The following is a 16,610-nucleotide window of genomic DNA, read 5'->3' on the forward strand; positions in this document are numbered from 1 at the left end:
GCACTACACCTTTGGTTAAGTATTATCTGTATTGGCTTAAATAATATCGATTAATTAGGGAGAGAGGTACTTTATGGATAATCAAAACTATGCAGGACTTAAAATAAGGTTTGTTGCTGCACTCATTGACCTTGGAATCATGATCCCCACTGTTTATCTTCCTTTGAGCCTGATCTATGGCGGCGAATATTGGGAAGGCGAGCAAGCCTTACATGGCTTTTGGGATCTATTTTTAGGCTATGTCCTACCTTTTATCGCCACGATTTTCTTCTGGTTGAAATATCTGGGTACGCCAGGAAAGATGATCACTAAGCTAAAAGTGGTCGATGCAGAAACAGGTAACAAACTCACCGTTATTCAAGCTCTGGGGCGATACTTTGGGTATTTCCTTGCTGCACTTCCTTGCTTCATAGGACTAATCTGGATTGGGTTAGATGAAAGGAAGCAGGGATGGCACGATAAATTAGCTAAAACTCTAGTTATCAGAAAAGCCGAAAAGGGATGAGGTTTTTAGTCAGGTGAAGGTTGCATTCCTGCTCTTAATATTCCAGATAAGTGGTGCAGCTTCATGGTTTTGGTCGCTGTGCCGCCTGAATGGGAAAGCTCGAAGATAGGTTAAAAGATCATGGCTACACTCGCCTATGATGAATAATGATGCTGTGATCGATGCAGTTGTAACTTGTCTAAGTAACGGGAGGTTTTATCAAGGCCAAACGCAACAAGGTCTAGCCTTTCCCTAAAGCGACGAAGTTGGGCTAGCCCAACCTCGTCTTAGCTTTCATCACAAAATCTAATAGCTTCTAAGGGGTATAATAGGTCGCAGCTCCAGGTCCCACTGGCATCTCCAATACGAACACCCAGAGGAAGAAGAACAGTGTCCAACCGATAAAGAAGACGATGGAGTATGGCAGCATAGTAGCGATGAGTGTGCCTATGCCTAAGTTCTTCTTATATTGGGAAGCGACCGCAAGAATTAGACCGAAATAGCTCATCATGGGGGTGATCAAGTTAGTCACCGAATCCCCGATCCTATAGGCCGCTTGTATGGTTTCCGGAGCATATCCTATCAGCATTAGCATGGGCACGAAGATAGGTGCCGTAACTGCCCATTGGGCCGAAGCGCTGCCTAACATCAGGTTGATGACACCACACATCATGATGAACAGAAGGAATACCAAGGGGCCGGTCAGACCTATGGCACTGAGTGCATCGGCGCCTGAAACGGCCAGCACTGCACCTAAGTTAGTCCATTTGAAGAAGGCGACAAACTGCGAGGCGAAGAAAACCAGCACTATGTACATGCCCATAGAACTCATGCTGTGAGACATGGCATCTATGACATCTTTATCACGCTTCATGGTACCGACGACTTTGCCGTACACCATACCTGGAATGGCGAAACAGATAAATATGAAGGCAACGATACCCTTAAGGAAGGGGGAGCCTGCCACTAAACCAGTTTCTGGATTTCTCAGTGGTGCACCTTCCGGAACTATGGTGAGTGCCAGTAATGCTGAAAGTATAAGTATGGCGATCCCAGCGGCTTTGAGGCCGCGCTTCTCTAATGCGCTGACTGAGTCCATTTTCTGATGACTTAAGTCGACAGCGGCTTCACTGGCATCATATTTACCTAGTTTTGGCTCGACAATCTTCTCGGTGACCAGTGCACCTAAGATGGTAATAAGAAAGGTAGAGATGAACATGAAATACCAGTTGGATTCTGGCCCAACCGTGTATAAAGGATCTATCATCTGAGCCGCAGCTTCTGTGATACCTGAGAGTAGCGGATCGACTGTGCCTAAGAGTAAGTTGGCACTATAACCACCAGATACACCAGCGAAGGCTGCTGCCAGACCTGCAAGCGGGTGACGACCCAAGGAGTGGAATATCATCGCCGCCATAGGAATGAGTACCACGTAACCTAGCTCGGAAGCGGTATTCGATATGATACCAGCGAAGACTATGGTCAAGGTGACCAGGCGCTTAGAGGTGCCTATTACCAGTGAACGCATTGCCGCAGAAAGCATGCCGGAACGCTCAGCAATTCCCACACCTAATAGAGCCACCAGTACTGTGCCCAGTGGAGTAAAACCGGTGAAGTTAGTCACCAGGTTCGAGACTATCATTCTCAAACCTTCGGCGTTCATCAGGCTGACAACATGAATGAGGCCGTCTTCACTGCGTCCCGAAGAGCCTAGTGGGCGAGGGTCGGTAATTGATAGCTCGAAGTAACCTGCGATGCCGCTGATAACGATGACGGCCATACAGAACATGGCGAACAGTGTGATGGGATGAGGGAGTAGGTTACCTAATCGCTCGACAATATTGAGAAAACGGACAAATGCGCCGCTATGTTCCTCAGATGATACCGCAGACTTAAGAGGCATATCTATGCTCTCATCTTTATTTAAACCCATACCCTGTATCCTTCAATGTTGGTCTCTATGGACCTTTTTGTCGCCATTGCCAGCTGGCTTTTTGGTTTTAAGACTCAATATTTCCGAGTCTGAAAACCATGATGGCTTACTAGGTTTAAATGAAGCTTAAATGTTAGCTAAATATGTTTAATTACCTATTAGAGGAGGGGGACGGGAGAAGTATTAATGCTTATGGGACTGTTTAAATTTGTGTGGGGTCATCTGGGTCCGGCGCTTGAACTCGGTATAGAAGGAAGATTTACTGTTATATCCGACCTCATAGGCGATATCTATGACACTCATTTCTCCCTCTAACAGTAGTCCTTTGGCGTCTTGTATCCGGTATTGGTTAATCAGGTCGAAATAGTTACCTTGGGTTTGCTGATTAATGATCTGGGATAGATGATGTGTACTTATTTGTAGCTGGCCGGCGAGCTTGCCAAGAGACAGTTTAGAGTCTTTATAGACCCCTTCATTCATAAGATGTACCAGATCTCTGATGACCTCTTCGGATTGATTAGAGGTCACGGAGGAGCGGTACTGTTTATTGACTGATATTGCTGTGACGGATATAGCAATATCGGTCACAGCATGACTCGTAGGTGCCGAATCCAATGTACGGTCAAAGGCCTGGGAGCGTATCGAGTCCAGGGCTTGATGAGTCATAATTTTTTTGCCCAACACAGGTAGATAGTAAAAAATCATGCAGCTGATAGCTGTGATGATTATGACTATGCTGGATATCATCCAGGTGAATTTGTGCGGTAGGCGAAATAGGAAGAAACCAAATACGATGGCGAAGCTGATGCTGATGCCTATAAAGCCGACTTTTAGACGGTTTATCTCTCTGAGCACATCATTTTTCTTCTTGTTCATTTCAACATGTAATTCACGCCAACTTAGGTATAGGTACACAGAACCTAGTCCACTTATCAAGAGTAATCTACTGAAGCGTATCGGCATGAGGGACAGCTGCCAGGGGATAGGCTCATTGGTATATACAAGTGCAAAAAAGTGCTGTTTTGCGGCTTCGCCCAGTAGGTTGTAGGGCATCATCACGATTAAATAAACGCAAGGGACGAGTAAATGTTTGGCATTACGCCACTGGAATTCATCGTTTAATCCCATGCTGGCTTTGAAATAGAGATAGAAAAAAATGGGCACTGAAACTGAGAGTGGACCGGATATCGATACGATATACAGGTAACTTGCGCCCTCTTCGAAAATAGCCAGCTCGATCATCAGGCTGAGCAGACCTATTAACATCATAGAAAAGCATAGCCTCGCCTTACTGTTTTGATGGGGCGTAGTCGCTACATACCCCATCATGAAGAAGGTCATTCCCACAGATATCAGCAATAAAATGGTCATTAACTGCATGGCTTATATCGATCCTTGGCTCAAGCTAGCCCTTTCATCATGAAGGCTATGGCTACATCCGAAAATAACCAAATCCACCTTAATACTCAAACAATCGTTTAAATAATTGATAATTAGTAACAATAAAAAAGTCCGAACGGGTCGGGACGGTCGAGTTGTGCTGTATTAGTCAATAAAGTAACAAATGATTAGCAAATCATAAACTTGTTTTAGATAAATCATAGGGTGCTAGCTTGATTTAGAGTCGCACCGAAAGGGGATGAAATCTGTGATAAAAAATAATAAATACAAAACATACCTTACTCCAATTGCTGTGGCATTGACGCTGTCGCTTGCCGGTTGTAATGGCAGCGACAAGGACGCGAATGAAGCTGAAGTGCTGCCCAGTACCGTAAAAATAGAATATACCTCATTTGGTGTTCCGCACATTACCGCATCAAATTATCGAGCATTGGGATATGGCCAAGCCTATGCTCACGCACAAGATAATATGTGTACCTTAGCCGAGCAGATTATCGAGGTTAGAGCTCAAAGGGCCATCACCTTCGGTGCAGGTGACTCGAATGCAAATGTGAACACAGATTTTGGTACCTTGGCCCTGAATATCTATAAGGATGCCGAGAATGCGGTAGCTGGCATGACACAAGAGCAGGCCGATTTACTGACAGGCTATGTGGAAGGTTTTAATCAGGCCGTATTAGATAAAGGCGGCGCACAGAATTATCCATCTCCTTGTCGAGGTGCCGACTGGGTGCCCGAGCTGAGTATTGTCGATCTCCATGCCTATCATTTAAAGCTGGCTATGTTTGCCAGTGGTGGCGCCTTGACGACTCAAATTGCTACCGCCTCACCGGTACCATCGAGTAAAAGTTTACAGAAGATGCTCCAAGAAGTGGCCAGTAAGAACCAAGATCTGGGGAGTAACGGCTGGGCCCTTGGTCGGGATAAGACAGAATCCGGTAGCGGTATGTTACTTTCTAACCCTCATTTTCCTTGGGTGGGTAATCTTAGGTTCGTCGAAAACCACCTGCAAATCCCTGGTGAAATTAATGTTACCGGTGTCTCTTTCGTGGGTGTTCCAGGCGTGCTTATCGGCTTCAATGAAAACATAGCTTGGACTCATACGGTTTCTCAATCTAAGCGATTCACCACATACAAGCTGACACTGGACGCTGAAGATCCGACTCGTTATCTCTATGAAGGTGAATATCTTGATATGACCAGTCAGGAATTTACCGTCTCGGTGAAAAACGGTGATGGCACTAGCTCTGAGGTGCTCAAGACACTCTATTCATCCCATTATGGGCCTATGATCGGCTGGTATCCTGATGGAACAGCAGTCAGCTATCGTGATGCTAACGCCAATAATGGCAACATGGTCAGCCAATGGTTGGCGATGGATCGTGCCAAGACTATCGAAGAGTTTGAAGCAGCATTCGAGACCTATCAGGGCATTCCCTGGGTGAATACCATGGCGACAGACGATAAGGGCAATGCCTTCTTTATCGATGGTTCGAGAGCGCCAAATCTGAATTCATTCGCCGCAATACTAGTGAAGGACTTCGTGAATAATGACCCTGTAGGTAAGGCCCTATGGCAAGGTGGCCGTGGTCAGCTGGTACTGGATGGCAGCATGTCACTATTCGAATGGGTAGATACCGGTAAGACGCCGATCCCGGGGGTAGTGCCTTTCGAGAGGGCTCCTAAGCTACTTCGCAGCGATTATGTATTTAATGCTAATAGCAGTCATTGGTTAAATAACGTCGAGGAGCCATTGGAAGGTTATTCTATCGTTTATGGCCCCGAGCAGACGATTCGAAGCCCACGGACGCGAATGAACGCGACCATGTTACAAGAGAAGTCGGCGCAAGGTATTTCCGGAGCAGATGGTAAGTTTAATCTGGAAGAACTAAAGCAAGTAGTGATGAGCCAACGAGGCCAGCTGTCTGAGATGATCAAAGATCAGTTAGTTGACCGTTGTACCGGAGTCGGCAATATCACTCTCGATAGTCAGGATGTCGTTGATATAACAGCTGCCTGTGAAGTGCTTGCGAATTGGGATGGTTTATATACCAATACCAGCCAGGGCGCTCATCTATTCAGAGAGTTTTTGAAGGTGTTTGATGTGGGTGGCGAGCAAGTGCTGAGTGATAGCTTGTTCGAGCTAGCATTCGACGTTAAAAAACCAGTTTCGACCCCGTCGCAACTGGCTAAGCATACAGGTTCGGTAACCAGTGATCCTGTGCTGCAAGCCTTAGCTAGCACAGTCCAGCATCTCGCCAGTGTAAATATTCCATTGGCGGCGCCGCTAGGGGCTCTTCAGTATCATATGAAGAATGACGAGAAACTAGCCATTCCTGGCGGAGGCACAATAGATGGTGTGTTTAATATCAATACCGGCGGCAGTGCCAAGGTTAAAAGCTATGGCTATCCTGTCTTTCATGGTGCGAGTTGGCTGATGGCATTGGAATTTACCGCCGATGGCCCTAAGGCTGATGCGTTTTTAACCTATGGTCAGTCTCATGATCCAGAGTCGGAGCATTTCGCCGACCAGACGCGTTTGTTTTCTAAGGGCGAGTGGCGTCCAGTGCTCTTCACCGAACAGCAAATTAAGGATGACTTAGTCGAGACCATAGAATTAACCTTGAAATAGAGCTAATTCCAGGTAAAAAAATGGACCCAAGGATGGGTCCAAAAGGGATATTCTACTTGTGTCCGCACTAACCATTTAAAGTCAGAGAAGTAATACTCAGTTCAAACATGTAGGGCCATGCTCTCGCTGTTTACTTGATGGCTAATATAGCAAGCTGCAGCTGTACAGATACTGAATGATAAATTCAGCAGATTCATAAAATTACAGAAAAATTAACAGGCTAATGGCTTCAATTCCTTGTTAACTACTAATCGACTCACGCTATCTACTATCTTCTCAGCATGAATTCTGAACCATAATTTAGAGGCAATAGTTGATATGTTTAAGTGAATACCCCTCATTTTCTTGGCTATTTTTATCATTTTCAACAGATTCTCATCTCAATAGTCTCAATATTTGTCTATCGTCGGTAAATGCTAGCCTTAGCGAGTGTTTATGGACGTTAGTTTCTTATAAATCTTAGGTTTATCACCTAGTTTAATGAACGCCTGGTTAATTTTTACCGCAAGTCGGCTTGTATTTTTATCAATTAAATTAATGGTTTTGGTTGTGTTTTGTGACCGGTGTCACACTTTTCATCTCTTTATTGGTCTTTGTCGGTGCTTGAGCAGACATCTTAGGGTTTTACTAGGTTTAGTCGATTGAAAGCACGATGAATAGGTGAGGTTTTCTTAAATTAGTGCATTTAGCACCCTATTTCTCTGGGTTAATCGTGTATATAAATGTATGGAAATAGCTTAAAAAATAAGTAAGAGTAGAGGGTTAAAGCTTCATAAAAAAGCTGAGCAAATAGTCGAAAAAAAGAAAAATAAGGACATGAGATGGAAGGATTGCTGTTAGGTTTGGGATTGGTCGTGATTATCGCCTACCTTTGGTATGTCAGCCTGGTGAAAAAACGCAATGCGGGTCGTGAAGCCTTGTCAGGTATAGATGTGCAGATTAATAAGCGTTCTAACCTAGTACCGAATATATTGAAAATAGCTCAAACATTCATGGACCACGAGAAGGCCTTGTTGACCGATATCACCGAATTGAGGGCGCAGGTGAGCAAATCCTATGATGCCAATGATATTGCCGATATTGGTGAGCATCTTGCCGTTGCCGAGCAGCTTAATAACAAGATGGGCCAGCTTATGGGCAAGGTTGAAGCATACCCTGAGCTTAAGTCTGACAATACCATGCTAGAGGCGATGCAAACTTATAACGAAATCGAGGTTCATCTCTCGGCCGCACGTCGTTTCTATAACGCTGCAGTCACCGAGCTTAATCATGCGGTTGAGATATTCCCTGGTTCTATCTTAGCTTCCATGGCTAATATCAAGATTATGCCTTTCTACGAAGCCGATGATGCCGCGAAAGCGTCTATCGATGCGGCTGATTTTATCAAGTAATCTGATGTCGCAGCCTCTTGAGCCGCATACCTTTGCGGCAAACTAGTTTAATAGTAACTGAATATAGTCAGTTGCTATTTTGCGGCCTGCTTAGAATATGAGTTCAGCCAAATAAATAAAGTGATGCAACAAGTTTTTGCTATGATTGGAGTACTTAAATTCCATGAGTACACAGGACCTAGATGATTAAATGGCACGGAGACTCATTTGAAGCACAGCAGGGACGGCTGTATTTGATAACATTTACCATCTTGAGTCTCATCATCAGTATCTTGCTGTCCGTGAGCCCTGCTCTGGCAGGAGATAAGATAAAATCAGACCCACAATCTGAGTCCAGGTCGCAGCCAGAGAGGAAGCCTCACTATAAGGCTAGCTACTCAGAAACTGGGCTGGTCGTGACTCAGCAAGCCAGCACGGCTACTCATTTTTCTGACTCGACAGATGTATCCGCTAATAATAATGGAGTTAGTGGTACACAGGGCTCGGGAAAGTGGATAAAAAGTGCTAACTCGACCAGTGCTGTAATGTCGACAGCAGTTAAAAGCAATAAGCCCCATATGCTGGATAACAACAGCCTAATTCAAGCTCCTAGCACGCCTATACCTAGCTATTTACAGCCAAGCACTTCGAAGTCTGAAATCTTATCCACTGGCATATCCACCAATATTAGCCAGCAAATTAAGGTCTATCAGTATAAGCAAACTAATGGTGTGATGGTTTTTTCAGATCATGCACCGGGTGCCGATGAGTATCAGGTTCTGCTCTATGATTGTTACGCCTGCGGTCCAGATTCAGATCTAGATTGGCGCAGGATGCCGCTATTTTCCCATGACTATGATGACTTGATCGGCCTAGCGGCCAAGAGGTATAAGCTGGATCCAGCCTTGATCCGCGCTGTGATCCATGCCGAATCTGCCTTCAATGTATTTGCTCTGTCGCGCTCGGGAGCCATGGGCTTGATGCAGTTGATGCCGGAAACGGCCAAGGAGCTGGGTGTTAGTAATGCTTTTCGACCGGATCAGAACATAGATGGGGGGGCCAGATATCTGGCTCAGATGCTAAAGCGTTTCGATGGTGATTTAGAGCTTGCATGTGCCGCCTACAATGCTGGCCCTACCACAGTGGCTCAGTATAATGGTATTCCACCGTACCCCGAAACACAGGCTTACGTAAAACGAGTCAAAATCCTATTACAACGTTATCGTAAACTAGGTTAAATCAAATCAAATCAAATCAAATTAAAGCAAGCTAAGAACGGCATCCCACACTCTCTACCCGGTCGAAACTCAGGCTTACGAAAAACGAGTCAAAATCCTATTACAAGGATATCGTAAGCTAGGTTAAGCCCCATAGGTTTGGCTAAAGGCAAGCTAGCAAGGGTATTCCACGCTCTTTACCCGGCGGAGACCCAGGTCTAGGTAAGCGAGTTAAAATCCTATAACAAGGATATCGTAAATCCTAGAACCTGGACTCTAGGAACTGATTAACCTTGCGATCCTTATCTGTTTTCAAATAGTGCCAAACCATAGGCGCGACTATGATAAACATCAGCACATTAGAGATAGGCATGGCGAGCCATACACCTTTGACACCGAGCCAAGGTGGCAAGAAGTAAAGGAAGGGAAGTTGGATTAACATATTACCTATGGATATTCCTAGCGCCTTCTTTCCCTGATTTACAGCCATGAAAAACATGATAGCTAACACCAGATAGCCATCGAGAAACATGGCAAACAAGTGTAGCCGTATGCCAGATGTGGCTTCCTGTATCAAGCTGGTATCCTCTGCGTTAAAGAGTCCGATGATGGTACTCGGGAACAGATTCAAGACGAGTAACCAGGCTATTCCCGCTGTGATGGTGACCTTAGTCGCTAGGACTAGCACCTTCTTAATGTTCTCCGTTTGCTTGGCACCGAAGAAATAACTCACCGGTGGTTGCATCCCTTCCCCTAATCCCTCGGCAACAAAGTAATAGAGCACCATCAGGTAGCCGACAATGGCAAAAGCGCCTACGGTTACTGGTGAGCCGTATTCCATAAATAGGCGGTTATGCAGTGCGAATACGAAGCTGGTGTAGAGGTACATGACAAAACTCGATGAGCCTAAGAGTAATATCTGTCTGGCTAATTTTATATCAAAGCGTATGTTTGCAAAATTAAGCGTTAAGTTACTGATTTTCATCTTGGTAAAAGATGATAGGAAATAGATGACTCCGCAACTTGCTACGGCTATCTGGGCTGAAACTGTCGCAATTGCTGCACCATGAAGCGCCATGTTCAGCTGCACGATAAAAATATAATCCAGCAAAATATTGAGGCATGCTCCCATGACCATCAGGCCAGTGGCCAGGTTTGGGCTCTCATCGTTGCGAATTAAGATAGGGATCGCCGAGGCCAGTATGGTAAAGGTGACACTCCAGCTAAAGGGAGCTATGTATTGTTGGGCCAGTATTAAGGTGTTACCAGTTCCGCCTTGTGCCAGTAACAGGCTAGTTCCGCTCATAAACAACACCAGCGAGCCTAACAGGCCGAAACCTATGATGAGGACTGCTGCGGTGGCTAAGGTATGGTTTGTCTTGAGTGATTGAGCGAGTGTCTCCTCGCCAGTACCTGTGCTGGCTGAGCCTTGTTCTTGCCCTCGGTTGATTGATAATAAGCTACCGGATCCCATGCCGATCATCAGGCCTATGCCGGCAAAGATATAGATGATTGGCCAGGCCATATTGATGCCGGCTAAGCCTTCATAACCCAGGTATTGACCGATAAAAATACCATCGACAATCTGATAGAAGCCGTTAACCAGCATGGCTGCTACCGACGGAATAGCATAACGCCAGAAGGTGCGGTTAATGCTCTGCTTCGAAGAGCCGGATATTGATTGGGTCGCGTTGGCCTGCATAGATCACTTCTGTATATTAAGTATGGAATCTGGATGTGGTATTAGCTTATCCTTAAATTTCGGATTGATTAAGTTAGTTTGTATCCGGTAATCGGATAGGTTGTTTATTTAGAGGCGATATTAGAATGAGAGAAGCAGGGAGATGATATGAACTGGACTCTGTATCAGCTGGAAGCGTTCGTGCTGTCGGTGAATCATGGTTCGTTCTCGGCGGCAGCAAGAAAGCTGGGCCGGGCACAATCTAGGGTCAGTACCGCGATTGCTAATCTGGAGGTTGATCTGGGCTTTGAGCTATTCGATCGCAGCGCCAAGTTACCTGTGCTCACTAAGCATGGCGAAGATATGTTTATCCAGGCTCAAGCCGTACTCGAGCAGTGTCAGCGATTGCAATCCCGTGCCATGACACTTAATACCGGCCAAGAGATCGCGTTAACAGTGGCCATGGATGAAGCGGTTCCGGTTAATGCGTTTGAACTCTTGTTCGAGCAAGTCGCAATACAATTTCCTCTGTTGAAGTTGACGATTATCAATGGCTCAAGAGATGATATCGCCTCATGGGTCGATGAAGGCAAGGCCGATATGGGCATCGTTTTTCATGTAAGGGAGTTACCGGGTTCATTAGAGTTTATGTCTATCGGCCAATTTAGGCAGTCACTGATAGTGTCACCTAAGCACGCATTAGCAAAAATTTCGTCTCCAAGCATCGCCGATCTCAATCAATATCGTCAGCTAGTGATCCGTGATCGGGTTGGCGATAGTCAAGCCAAAGCGTTATCGCCGAACCATTGGTATATCGATAGTTACTATTATATGACGGCACTCGTTATACGTGGTGTTGGCTGGGCACTCGTGCCCGAGCATGTGGTCAATGCCGAGTGGTATTCTGGCGATGTTGTCGAGCTGTCGACGGAATATATTCCCGATCCTTTATTAGTTGAAATGGGTGTGGTTAACCGCCGAGATAAAGCCTATGGCCCCGTAATGGAGTGGTTCTTTATTGAAATAGAGTCCATGTTTAAGTCAAATAAGCTGCAAACTTATTGATTTGTGTTTAGCCAAAAATAAAGCCGCATAATAGCGGCTTATTTGTTTTAACGTGTTTGGGTTAGCGGCTTATTCGCCGACTTCCCATTTCACAGTGATCTTGCCGCCGCCTTGATTAAGCAGTGGAGAAAGATAGTCGAGCATCTCGGTGGCGGTCTCATCTAACTGCCAAGGTGGGTTGATGATCCACAAGCCCGCAGCTGTCATGCCAAATTCATCACTGTCGGCTTTCACCGCTTGTTCGATTCTAAGCTGACGCTTGATGCCACTGCCGATGAGCATCTTAAGCATCTCTTCGGTTTGAGCTCGTTTTACTACTGGATACCAGAGTATGTAAACGCCAGTTGAAAATCGTTTATAGGCTTTGATTATCGCGTTGGGAACATCCTGATAATCGGTTTTCATCTCATAGCTTGGATCTATTAACACTAGACCGCGGCGCTCTAAGGGTGGGACAGCCCCAAGTAAGCCTTTTAAGCCATCGGCCTTGATGACTCGTACTTGCTTATCGCTACCAAGCTGCTCGTCAAGTAACGCGTGATCGGTGCCATGTAGCTCATGGAGCACCATGCGATCTTTGTCGCGCATGTTCATATCGACGAAACCAGGGGAGCCGGGATAGAAGCTCAACTCTGACTTGCCTTGATTGAAGTGTTTAACATCTTCAATATATTGTTGTAGTGATTCCGGGAGGTCGTCCTTGTCCCATATCTTAGCCACACCCTCTAAGTATTCACCTGTCTTTTGGGCGAATTCATCGGTTAGGGCATATCCGCCTGCACCTGCATGGGTATCGATATAGGCCAGTGGCTTATTCTTCTTGTGCATAGATTTAAGCACTTGCAGCAAGATGGCGTGCTTTAACACGTCGGCATAGTTTCCGGCATGGTAGCCGTGGCGATAACTTAGCATGAGAATTCCAAGAAAATTGAATGTGTCGGTGTGAATTTTTGCAATATTTTAGCACAAATATTGTAAAAAAAGATTAGATAACGAATGCAAGCTGTATGTCAGCTGCTTGTATGAGAGAAGCAACGGTATCACCTGAGCAGAGCTTTTGGCATAATGGCTCAATCAGAACTAATGTGACTCATTCAATGCCATCAACACTGCAAACATCTAAGCCTTTAGGCATCTTCTTCAATGCTCAATATCCTTCATTGGAGGCTATCTGCCAACGTTGGGGATTGGTCTTCGACAAAGAGGCGGAGTTTGAGCTGGTATTTGAGCAAAACACCTTAATACTTAACAAGCGTGATGAACCCAAACTTAAAGGCATCAGTGTCGACTTTGTCTCTGGTGCCGTAGCCCATAGGCGTAAGTTTGGTGGCGGACGAGGGCAGTCCATCGCCAAAGCGGTAGGGCTAAAACAAGCTGTTAACCCTAGTGTCGTCGATGGCACTGCTGGCCTAGGTCGTGATGCATTCGTTCTGGCTAGCCTTGGCTGCACCGTGACTATGGTAGAGCGTCATCCCGTGGTCGCAGCGCTTCTCGAAGATGGATTAAGGCGTGCCTATGAAGATGCCGATATCGGTGACTGGATGCGTGAGCGCATGATTTTAGTCCATGGCTCTAGCCTGGAATCTGTTATTGAACTAGGTAAAGAGATCGATGTGGTTTATCTGGATCCTATGTATCCTCATAGAGAAAAATCGGCTCTGGTTAAGAAGGAGATGCGGGTGTTTCAATCTTTGGTGGGTGCCGATATGGACGCCGATGGTTTACTTGCCCCTGCCATAGCATTAGCCACGAAACGTGTGGTAGTGAAGCGTCCAGACTATGCGGAAGACTTAGACGGTGTAAAACCATCTATGGTCATAGCAACCAAGAAAAACCGCTTCGATGTTTACGTAAAAGCGCCGATGAAGGGATAAGCGTCCTCAGTTAAATACACGGAAGACTTAGACTGTGTTAGCCATCTATGGTCATAGCAACCAAGAAAAACCGCTTCGATGTTTACGTAAAAGCCCCGATGAAGGGATAAGCGTCCTCAGTTAAATACACAGAAGACTTAGACGGTGTTAAACCATCTATGGTCATAGCAAGCAAGAAAAACCGCTTATATGTCTAAGTAAAAGTAAAAGCCCCGATGAAGGGCTAAATGGACAGGGTTTATTTTTGTCAGAATAGTATTAGCATTAAGCATAACCATTAATGAAAAGGAACATAAGATGATCGAGCAAGGACAAGCACTTCCTACGGGCCTCATGTTAGGCGAGTTAACCGGTGAAGGCATGGTGACCCATAATGTGGCAGAACTATTTGCTGGCAAGAAGGTGGTGTTATTTGCCGTTCCCGGTGCATTCACTCCTACGTGTTCAGAATCTCATCTACCTGGATATGTGGTATTGGCCGATCAGTTTCAGGCTAAGGGTATTGATATCATAGCCTGCGTTTCTGTTAACGATGCTTTCGTTATGAAGGCCTGGGGCCAAGCCCAGAACGCATCTGAGCTGATGATGCTGGCCGATGGTGATGCTAGCTTCACTAAGGCACTAGGTCTAGAGATGGACACAGCTGGTTTTGGTGGCGTGCGTTCACAACGTTATGCCATGGTCATCGACAATGGTGTAGTGACACAGCTGAATGTCGAAGCACCTAAGAGCTTCGAAGTGAGTAAGGCCGAAGCTGTGTTGGCGGCATTATAGATTTTTAATCGGCACATATATTCTTAACAAAAAGGAGCCTATGGCTCCTTTTTTAGTTAGGGTGGCGATTAGTAGGCTCGGCTCTGAATCAATCAGGCTACCTGAGCCAAGCTGGTGTCGTTTTTTGAGATACCTAAGCTGGTTTGGATATCCTGAACGCTTTGTTGCACCTCACAACCAATCACTTCACTCTGCTTCGAGGCCGATAGAGCCTGATCTTTGAGTAATTTCATGGCGTGTACAAATTCATCCAGATAATTAACCTGCTGCTGTGCATTGATGGCGCCTTGTTTTGCCGTCTCAGCCATCTCACTGGCTTGATCTTGCACCGATAGGGCAACAGAGGATAAGCCTTGAGCTCGCTCTCTCTGTCTTTGTGTAGCCTGTTCTATGCCTGTCATGCTGACTTCGAGTTCGCCATTGGCCTGGTTTAGTTGGTTCAGAATCGCCATGATCTCTTTCAATGAATCTTGGGTCCTGTGAGAAAGGCTCCTGACTTCACCGGCAACCACTGCAAAGCCTCGGCCTTGCTCTCCGGCTCTTGCGGCTTCGATGGCGGCATTGAGTGCGAGCAAGTTAGTTTGCTCGGCGATATTACCTATCACGTCGATGATCTTTGACACATCTTCTACCGAAGTTGTCAGGCTAGACAAGGATTGATGGGATTTAACCACAGCTTGCTGAGTCTCTTCGGTGGCCAGTAACATAGCTTGGGCCTCAGCTTGGCTGGTTTTCATCTGTAACTTGGTTTGTTCGGCGCTATTCTCGACCAGAGCCGATGTGGAGCTCACCTCATGGGCCAGGTTGCGTATCTCGTCGGTCTGGGATTGTGCCTGGCTGACCACGTTCTGGGTCTCATCTGCACTATGGGTTATCTGAGAGATGCGCTGGACTAACTTGGATAGTGAGCAGGAGACGAGTGTCATTTGCCGACGCTGAAAGTCATCTTCATCCTCGAACCTTTGCAGGAGTTGATTGAAATGGCCTGCTATCTGGCCCGTCTCACATCGTCTATTTATCTCGAGTCGTTCACGGTTATTGGACTCACTGAGAGTTTGAAAGGCATGGTTAAGGCGCTTCAGGGGGGATACTACTCGGCTTTGTTGCAATAAGAGGTAGATGACAGCGAACAGGGCCAGTAGGGAAACTACGGCATAAAGAGCAATTTGTAGCTCCTGCTTTAGCCGCTGATCTTGTTCCGCTTTAATGGTGATAAGGGTGAGTATGGCCTGTTCAACCTCGACGATAGAACTTCTGAGTCTCTCCTGGACCTCTTGATTATCCTGCAGCAGGTTATAGGTGCTATTGACCTCTCTATTGTATCTGTTACTTAGGCTAAGTAGCTCAGATCTAAAGTTTTCACCAATTTCGATCACTTGCTCATCCCCCCCGCCTAAGGCGAACTCATCGATCTCCTGGATGTCGTAGATACCGATCAAGGCCAGCGACTCTAGCTTGTCATGCCAAAGCTTAAGTTCAGTGATTGTGCTTTGCAGAATGTCTTCTAGCCTTAGGTCCTTGCCGATAAGGTAGCCTTGAGTCAGTTGTGAGAGCCGATAAACCAAGGGCGGGAGTTGACGAGTGAGCCTCAGGTATTCATTGGAGAGAGATATCTCCGAGAGGGAGGCATTGTCATCCTGACCCTGGGCGGCATAGTCGGCCAGGCGTCGATTATTATCCAGCATTTCAGTTTCTGCGTGGGCAAGAAGTAGCCTGGGATTACCGGCAAGTTTACCCGCTGCGCGATAGTCAGTGTCTAAGTCCTGAATAAAAAGCGTCAATAAAAAACTGAGTGATTCGACATCGGGATCATTATTGTTAGATAAACTGGCCACAATATGCTGTAACTGAGTCTTGGCAAGCTCCAATTGACTGGTATCTCCGCTATGTAAGTAGCCGTCCAGTTCTCGTCGTATATCCACTAGAAAGGTCTGCTGTAACTGCTGAAGCTGGTTAGATTGGCTTTCTATTCCCTGATGCTGATTATTACTCCAGACCACCACAGTGGCTAGCAGAGCGGCAAGCAGCAGTAGGGTGGCTGAGGCTGAAAGTGACAAGGTTGAAATTTTCATCGGTATCACGGCAAGTAAGAATATTTTCTGCCAGACTAGGGGATATGTGTTACAGGTTTGTGTTGTTAATGTGACGCTTGCTCGGCTGGTTATTGTTAATAGAGCCA

At 46.0% G+C, this 16,610-nt stretch carries 12 protein-coding genes; 7 read left to right on the forward strand and 5 right to left on the reverse strand.

From position 1 onward, the window contains the following. Window positions 1-73 precede the first annotated feature (73 nt). Window positions 74-505, forward strand: a complete 432-nt coding sequence (locus SVI_RS00680; RefSeq protein WP_013049433.1) for an RDD family protein — start codon at window positions 74-76, stop codon at window positions 503-505. A gap of 295 nt (window positions 506-800) precedes the next feature. On the opposite strand, the gene SVI_RS00685 is transcribed toward SVI_RS00680, so the two are convergent. Then, window positions 801-2,387: an AbgT family transporter gene (locus tag SVI_RS00685; RefSeq protein WP_013049434.1), complete on the reverse strand. Its 1,587-nt coding sequence runs from the start codon at window positions 2,385-2,387 to the stop codon at window positions 801-803. Between the two features lie 213 nt (window positions 2,388-2,600). Continuing rightward, the gene (locus SVI_RS00690; protein WP_013049435.1) at window positions 2,601-3,797 is read right to left on the reverse strand and encodes a helix-turn-helix domain-containing protein; all 1,197 of its coding nucleotides are present in this window, start codon (window positions 3,795-3,797) and stop codon (window positions 2,601-2,603) included. A 259-nt stretch (window positions 3,798-4,056) separates the two neighbouring features. On the opposite strand from SVI_RS00690, the gene SVI_RS00695 reads away from it, so the two are divergent. The 3 genes from SVI_RS00695 to SVI_RS00705 all read left to right on the forward strand — a co-directional run bounded on the left by SVI_RS00695 (window position 4,057) and on the right by SVI_RS00705 (window position 9,058). Then, window positions 4,057-6,450: an acylase gene (locus SVI_RS00695; protein ID WP_070108853.1), complete on the forward strand. Its 2,394-nt coding sequence runs from the start codon at window positions 4,057-4,059 to the stop codon at window positions 6,448-6,450. A gap of 821 nt (window positions 6,451-7,271) precedes the next feature. Beyond that, entirely contained in the window at window positions 7,272-7,841 is a 570-nt protein-coding gene (locus SVI_RS00700) for a LemA family protein (protein ID WP_041419543.1), read from the forward strand. A gap of 557 nt (window positions 7,842-8,398) precedes the next feature. Then, a complete protein-coding gene (locus SVI_RS00705; protein WP_231847840.1) occupies window positions 8,399-9,058 on the forward strand; it encodes a lytic transglycosylase domain-containing protein in 660 nt (219 codons plus the stop codon). A 241-nt stretch (window positions 9,059-9,299) separates the two neighbouring features. On the opposite strand, the gene SVI_RS00710 is transcribed toward SVI_RS00705, so the two are convergent. Next, entirely contained in the window at window positions 9,300-10,739 is a 1,440-nt protein-coding gene (locus SVI_RS00710; RefSeq protein WP_013049440.1) for an MATE family efflux transporter, read from the reverse strand. Window positions 10,740-10,886: 147 nt separating this feature from the next. Between SVI_RS00710 and SVI_RS00715 the strand changes: the two genes are divergently transcribed. Further along, a complete protein-coding gene (locus SVI_RS00715; RefSeq protein WP_013049441.1) occupies window positions 10,887-11,783 on the forward strand; it encodes a LysR family transcriptional regulator in 897 nt (298 codons plus the stop codon). 69 nt (window positions 11,784-11,852) lie between these two features. On the opposite strand, the gene SVI_RS00720 is transcribed toward SVI_RS00715, so the two are convergent. Beyond that, window positions 11,853-12,695, reverse strand: a complete 843-nt coding sequence (locus SVI_RS00720) for a 23S rRNA (adenine(2030)-N(6))-methyltransferase RlmJ (protein ID WP_013049442.1) — start codon at window positions 12,693-12,695, stop codon at window positions 11,853-11,855. 185 nt (window positions 12,696-12,880) lie between these two features. On the opposite strand from SVI_RS00720, the gene SVI_RS00725 reads away from it, so the two are divergent. Further along, window positions 12,881-13,657 carry a class I SAM-dependent methyltransferase gene (locus SVI_RS00725; protein ID WP_013049443.1) on the forward strand — a complete coding sequence of 259 codons (777 nt, stop codon included), beginning with the start codon at window positions 12,881-12,883 and terminating at the stop codon, window positions 13,655-13,657. A gap of 297 nt (window positions 13,658-13,954) precedes the next feature. Beyond that, a complete protein-coding gene (locus tag SVI_RS00730) occupies window positions 13,955-14,431 on the forward strand; it encodes a peroxiredoxin (RefSeq protein ID WP_041419544.1) in 477 nt (158 codons plus the stop codon). A gap of 92 nt (window positions 14,432-14,523) precedes the next feature. Here SVI_RS00730 and SVI_RS00735 read toward each other — a convergent pair whose 3' ends face one another. After that, a complete protein-coding gene (locus SVI_RS00735) occupies window positions 14,524-16,503 on the reverse strand; it encodes a methyl-accepting chemotaxis protein (protein WP_041419545.1) in 1,980 nt (659 codons plus the stop codon). Between the last annotated feature and the right edge of the window lie 107 nt (window positions 16,504-16,610).

Source organism: Shewanella violacea DSS12 (assembly GCF_000091325.1).
GTDB classification, from domain to species: domain Bacteria; phylum Pseudomonadota; class Gammaproteobacteria; order Enterobacterales; family Shewanellaceae; genus Shewanella; species Shewanella violacea.

Coding starts and splice junctions, on each gene's coding strand:
- SVI_RS00680 (WP_013049433.1), top strand. CDS start 74: ATGGATAATCAAAACTATGCAGGACTTAAAATAAGGTTTGTTGCTGCA.
- SVI_RS00685 (WP_013049434.1), bottom strand. CDS start 2,387: ATGCCTCTTAAGTCTGCGGTATCATCTGAGGAACATAGCGGCGCATTT.
- SVI_RS00690 (WP_013049435.1), bottom strand. CDS start 3,797: ATGCAGTTAATGACCATTTTATTGCTGATATCTGTGGGAATGACCTTC.
- SVI_RS00695 (WP_070108853.1), top strand. CDS start 4,057: ATGAAATCTGTGATAAAAAATAATAAATACAAAACATACCTTACTCCA.
- SVI_RS00700 (WP_041419543.1), top strand. CDS start 7,272: ATGGAAGGATTGCTGTTAGGTTTGGGATTGGTCGTGATTATCGCCTAC.
- SVI_RS00705 (WP_231847840.1), top strand. CDS start 8,399: ATGCTGGATAACAACAGCCTAATTCAAGCTCCTAGCACGCCTATACCT.
- SVI_RS00710 (WP_013049440.1), bottom strand. CDS start 10,739: ATGCAGGCCAACGCGACCCAATCAATATCCGGCTCTTCGAAGCAGAGC.
- SVI_RS00715 (WP_013049441.1), top strand. CDS start 10,887: ATGAACTGGACTCTGTATCAGCTGGAAGCGTTCGTGCTGTCGGTGAAT.
- SVI_RS00720 (WP_013049442.1), bottom strand. CDS start 12,695: ATGCTAAGTTATCGCCACGGCTACCATGCCGGAAACTATGCCGACGTG.
- SVI_RS00725 (WP_013049443.1), top strand. CDS start 12,881: ATGCCATCAACACTGCAAACATCTAAGCCTTTAGGCATCTTCTTCAAT.
- SVI_RS00730 (WP_041419544.1), top strand. CDS start 13,955: ATGATCGAGCAAGGACAAGCACTTCCTACGGGCCTCATGTTAGGCGAG.
- SVI_RS00735 (WP_041419545.1), bottom strand. CDS start 16,503: ATGAAAATTTCAACCTTGTCACTTTCAGCCTCAGCCACCCTACTGCTG.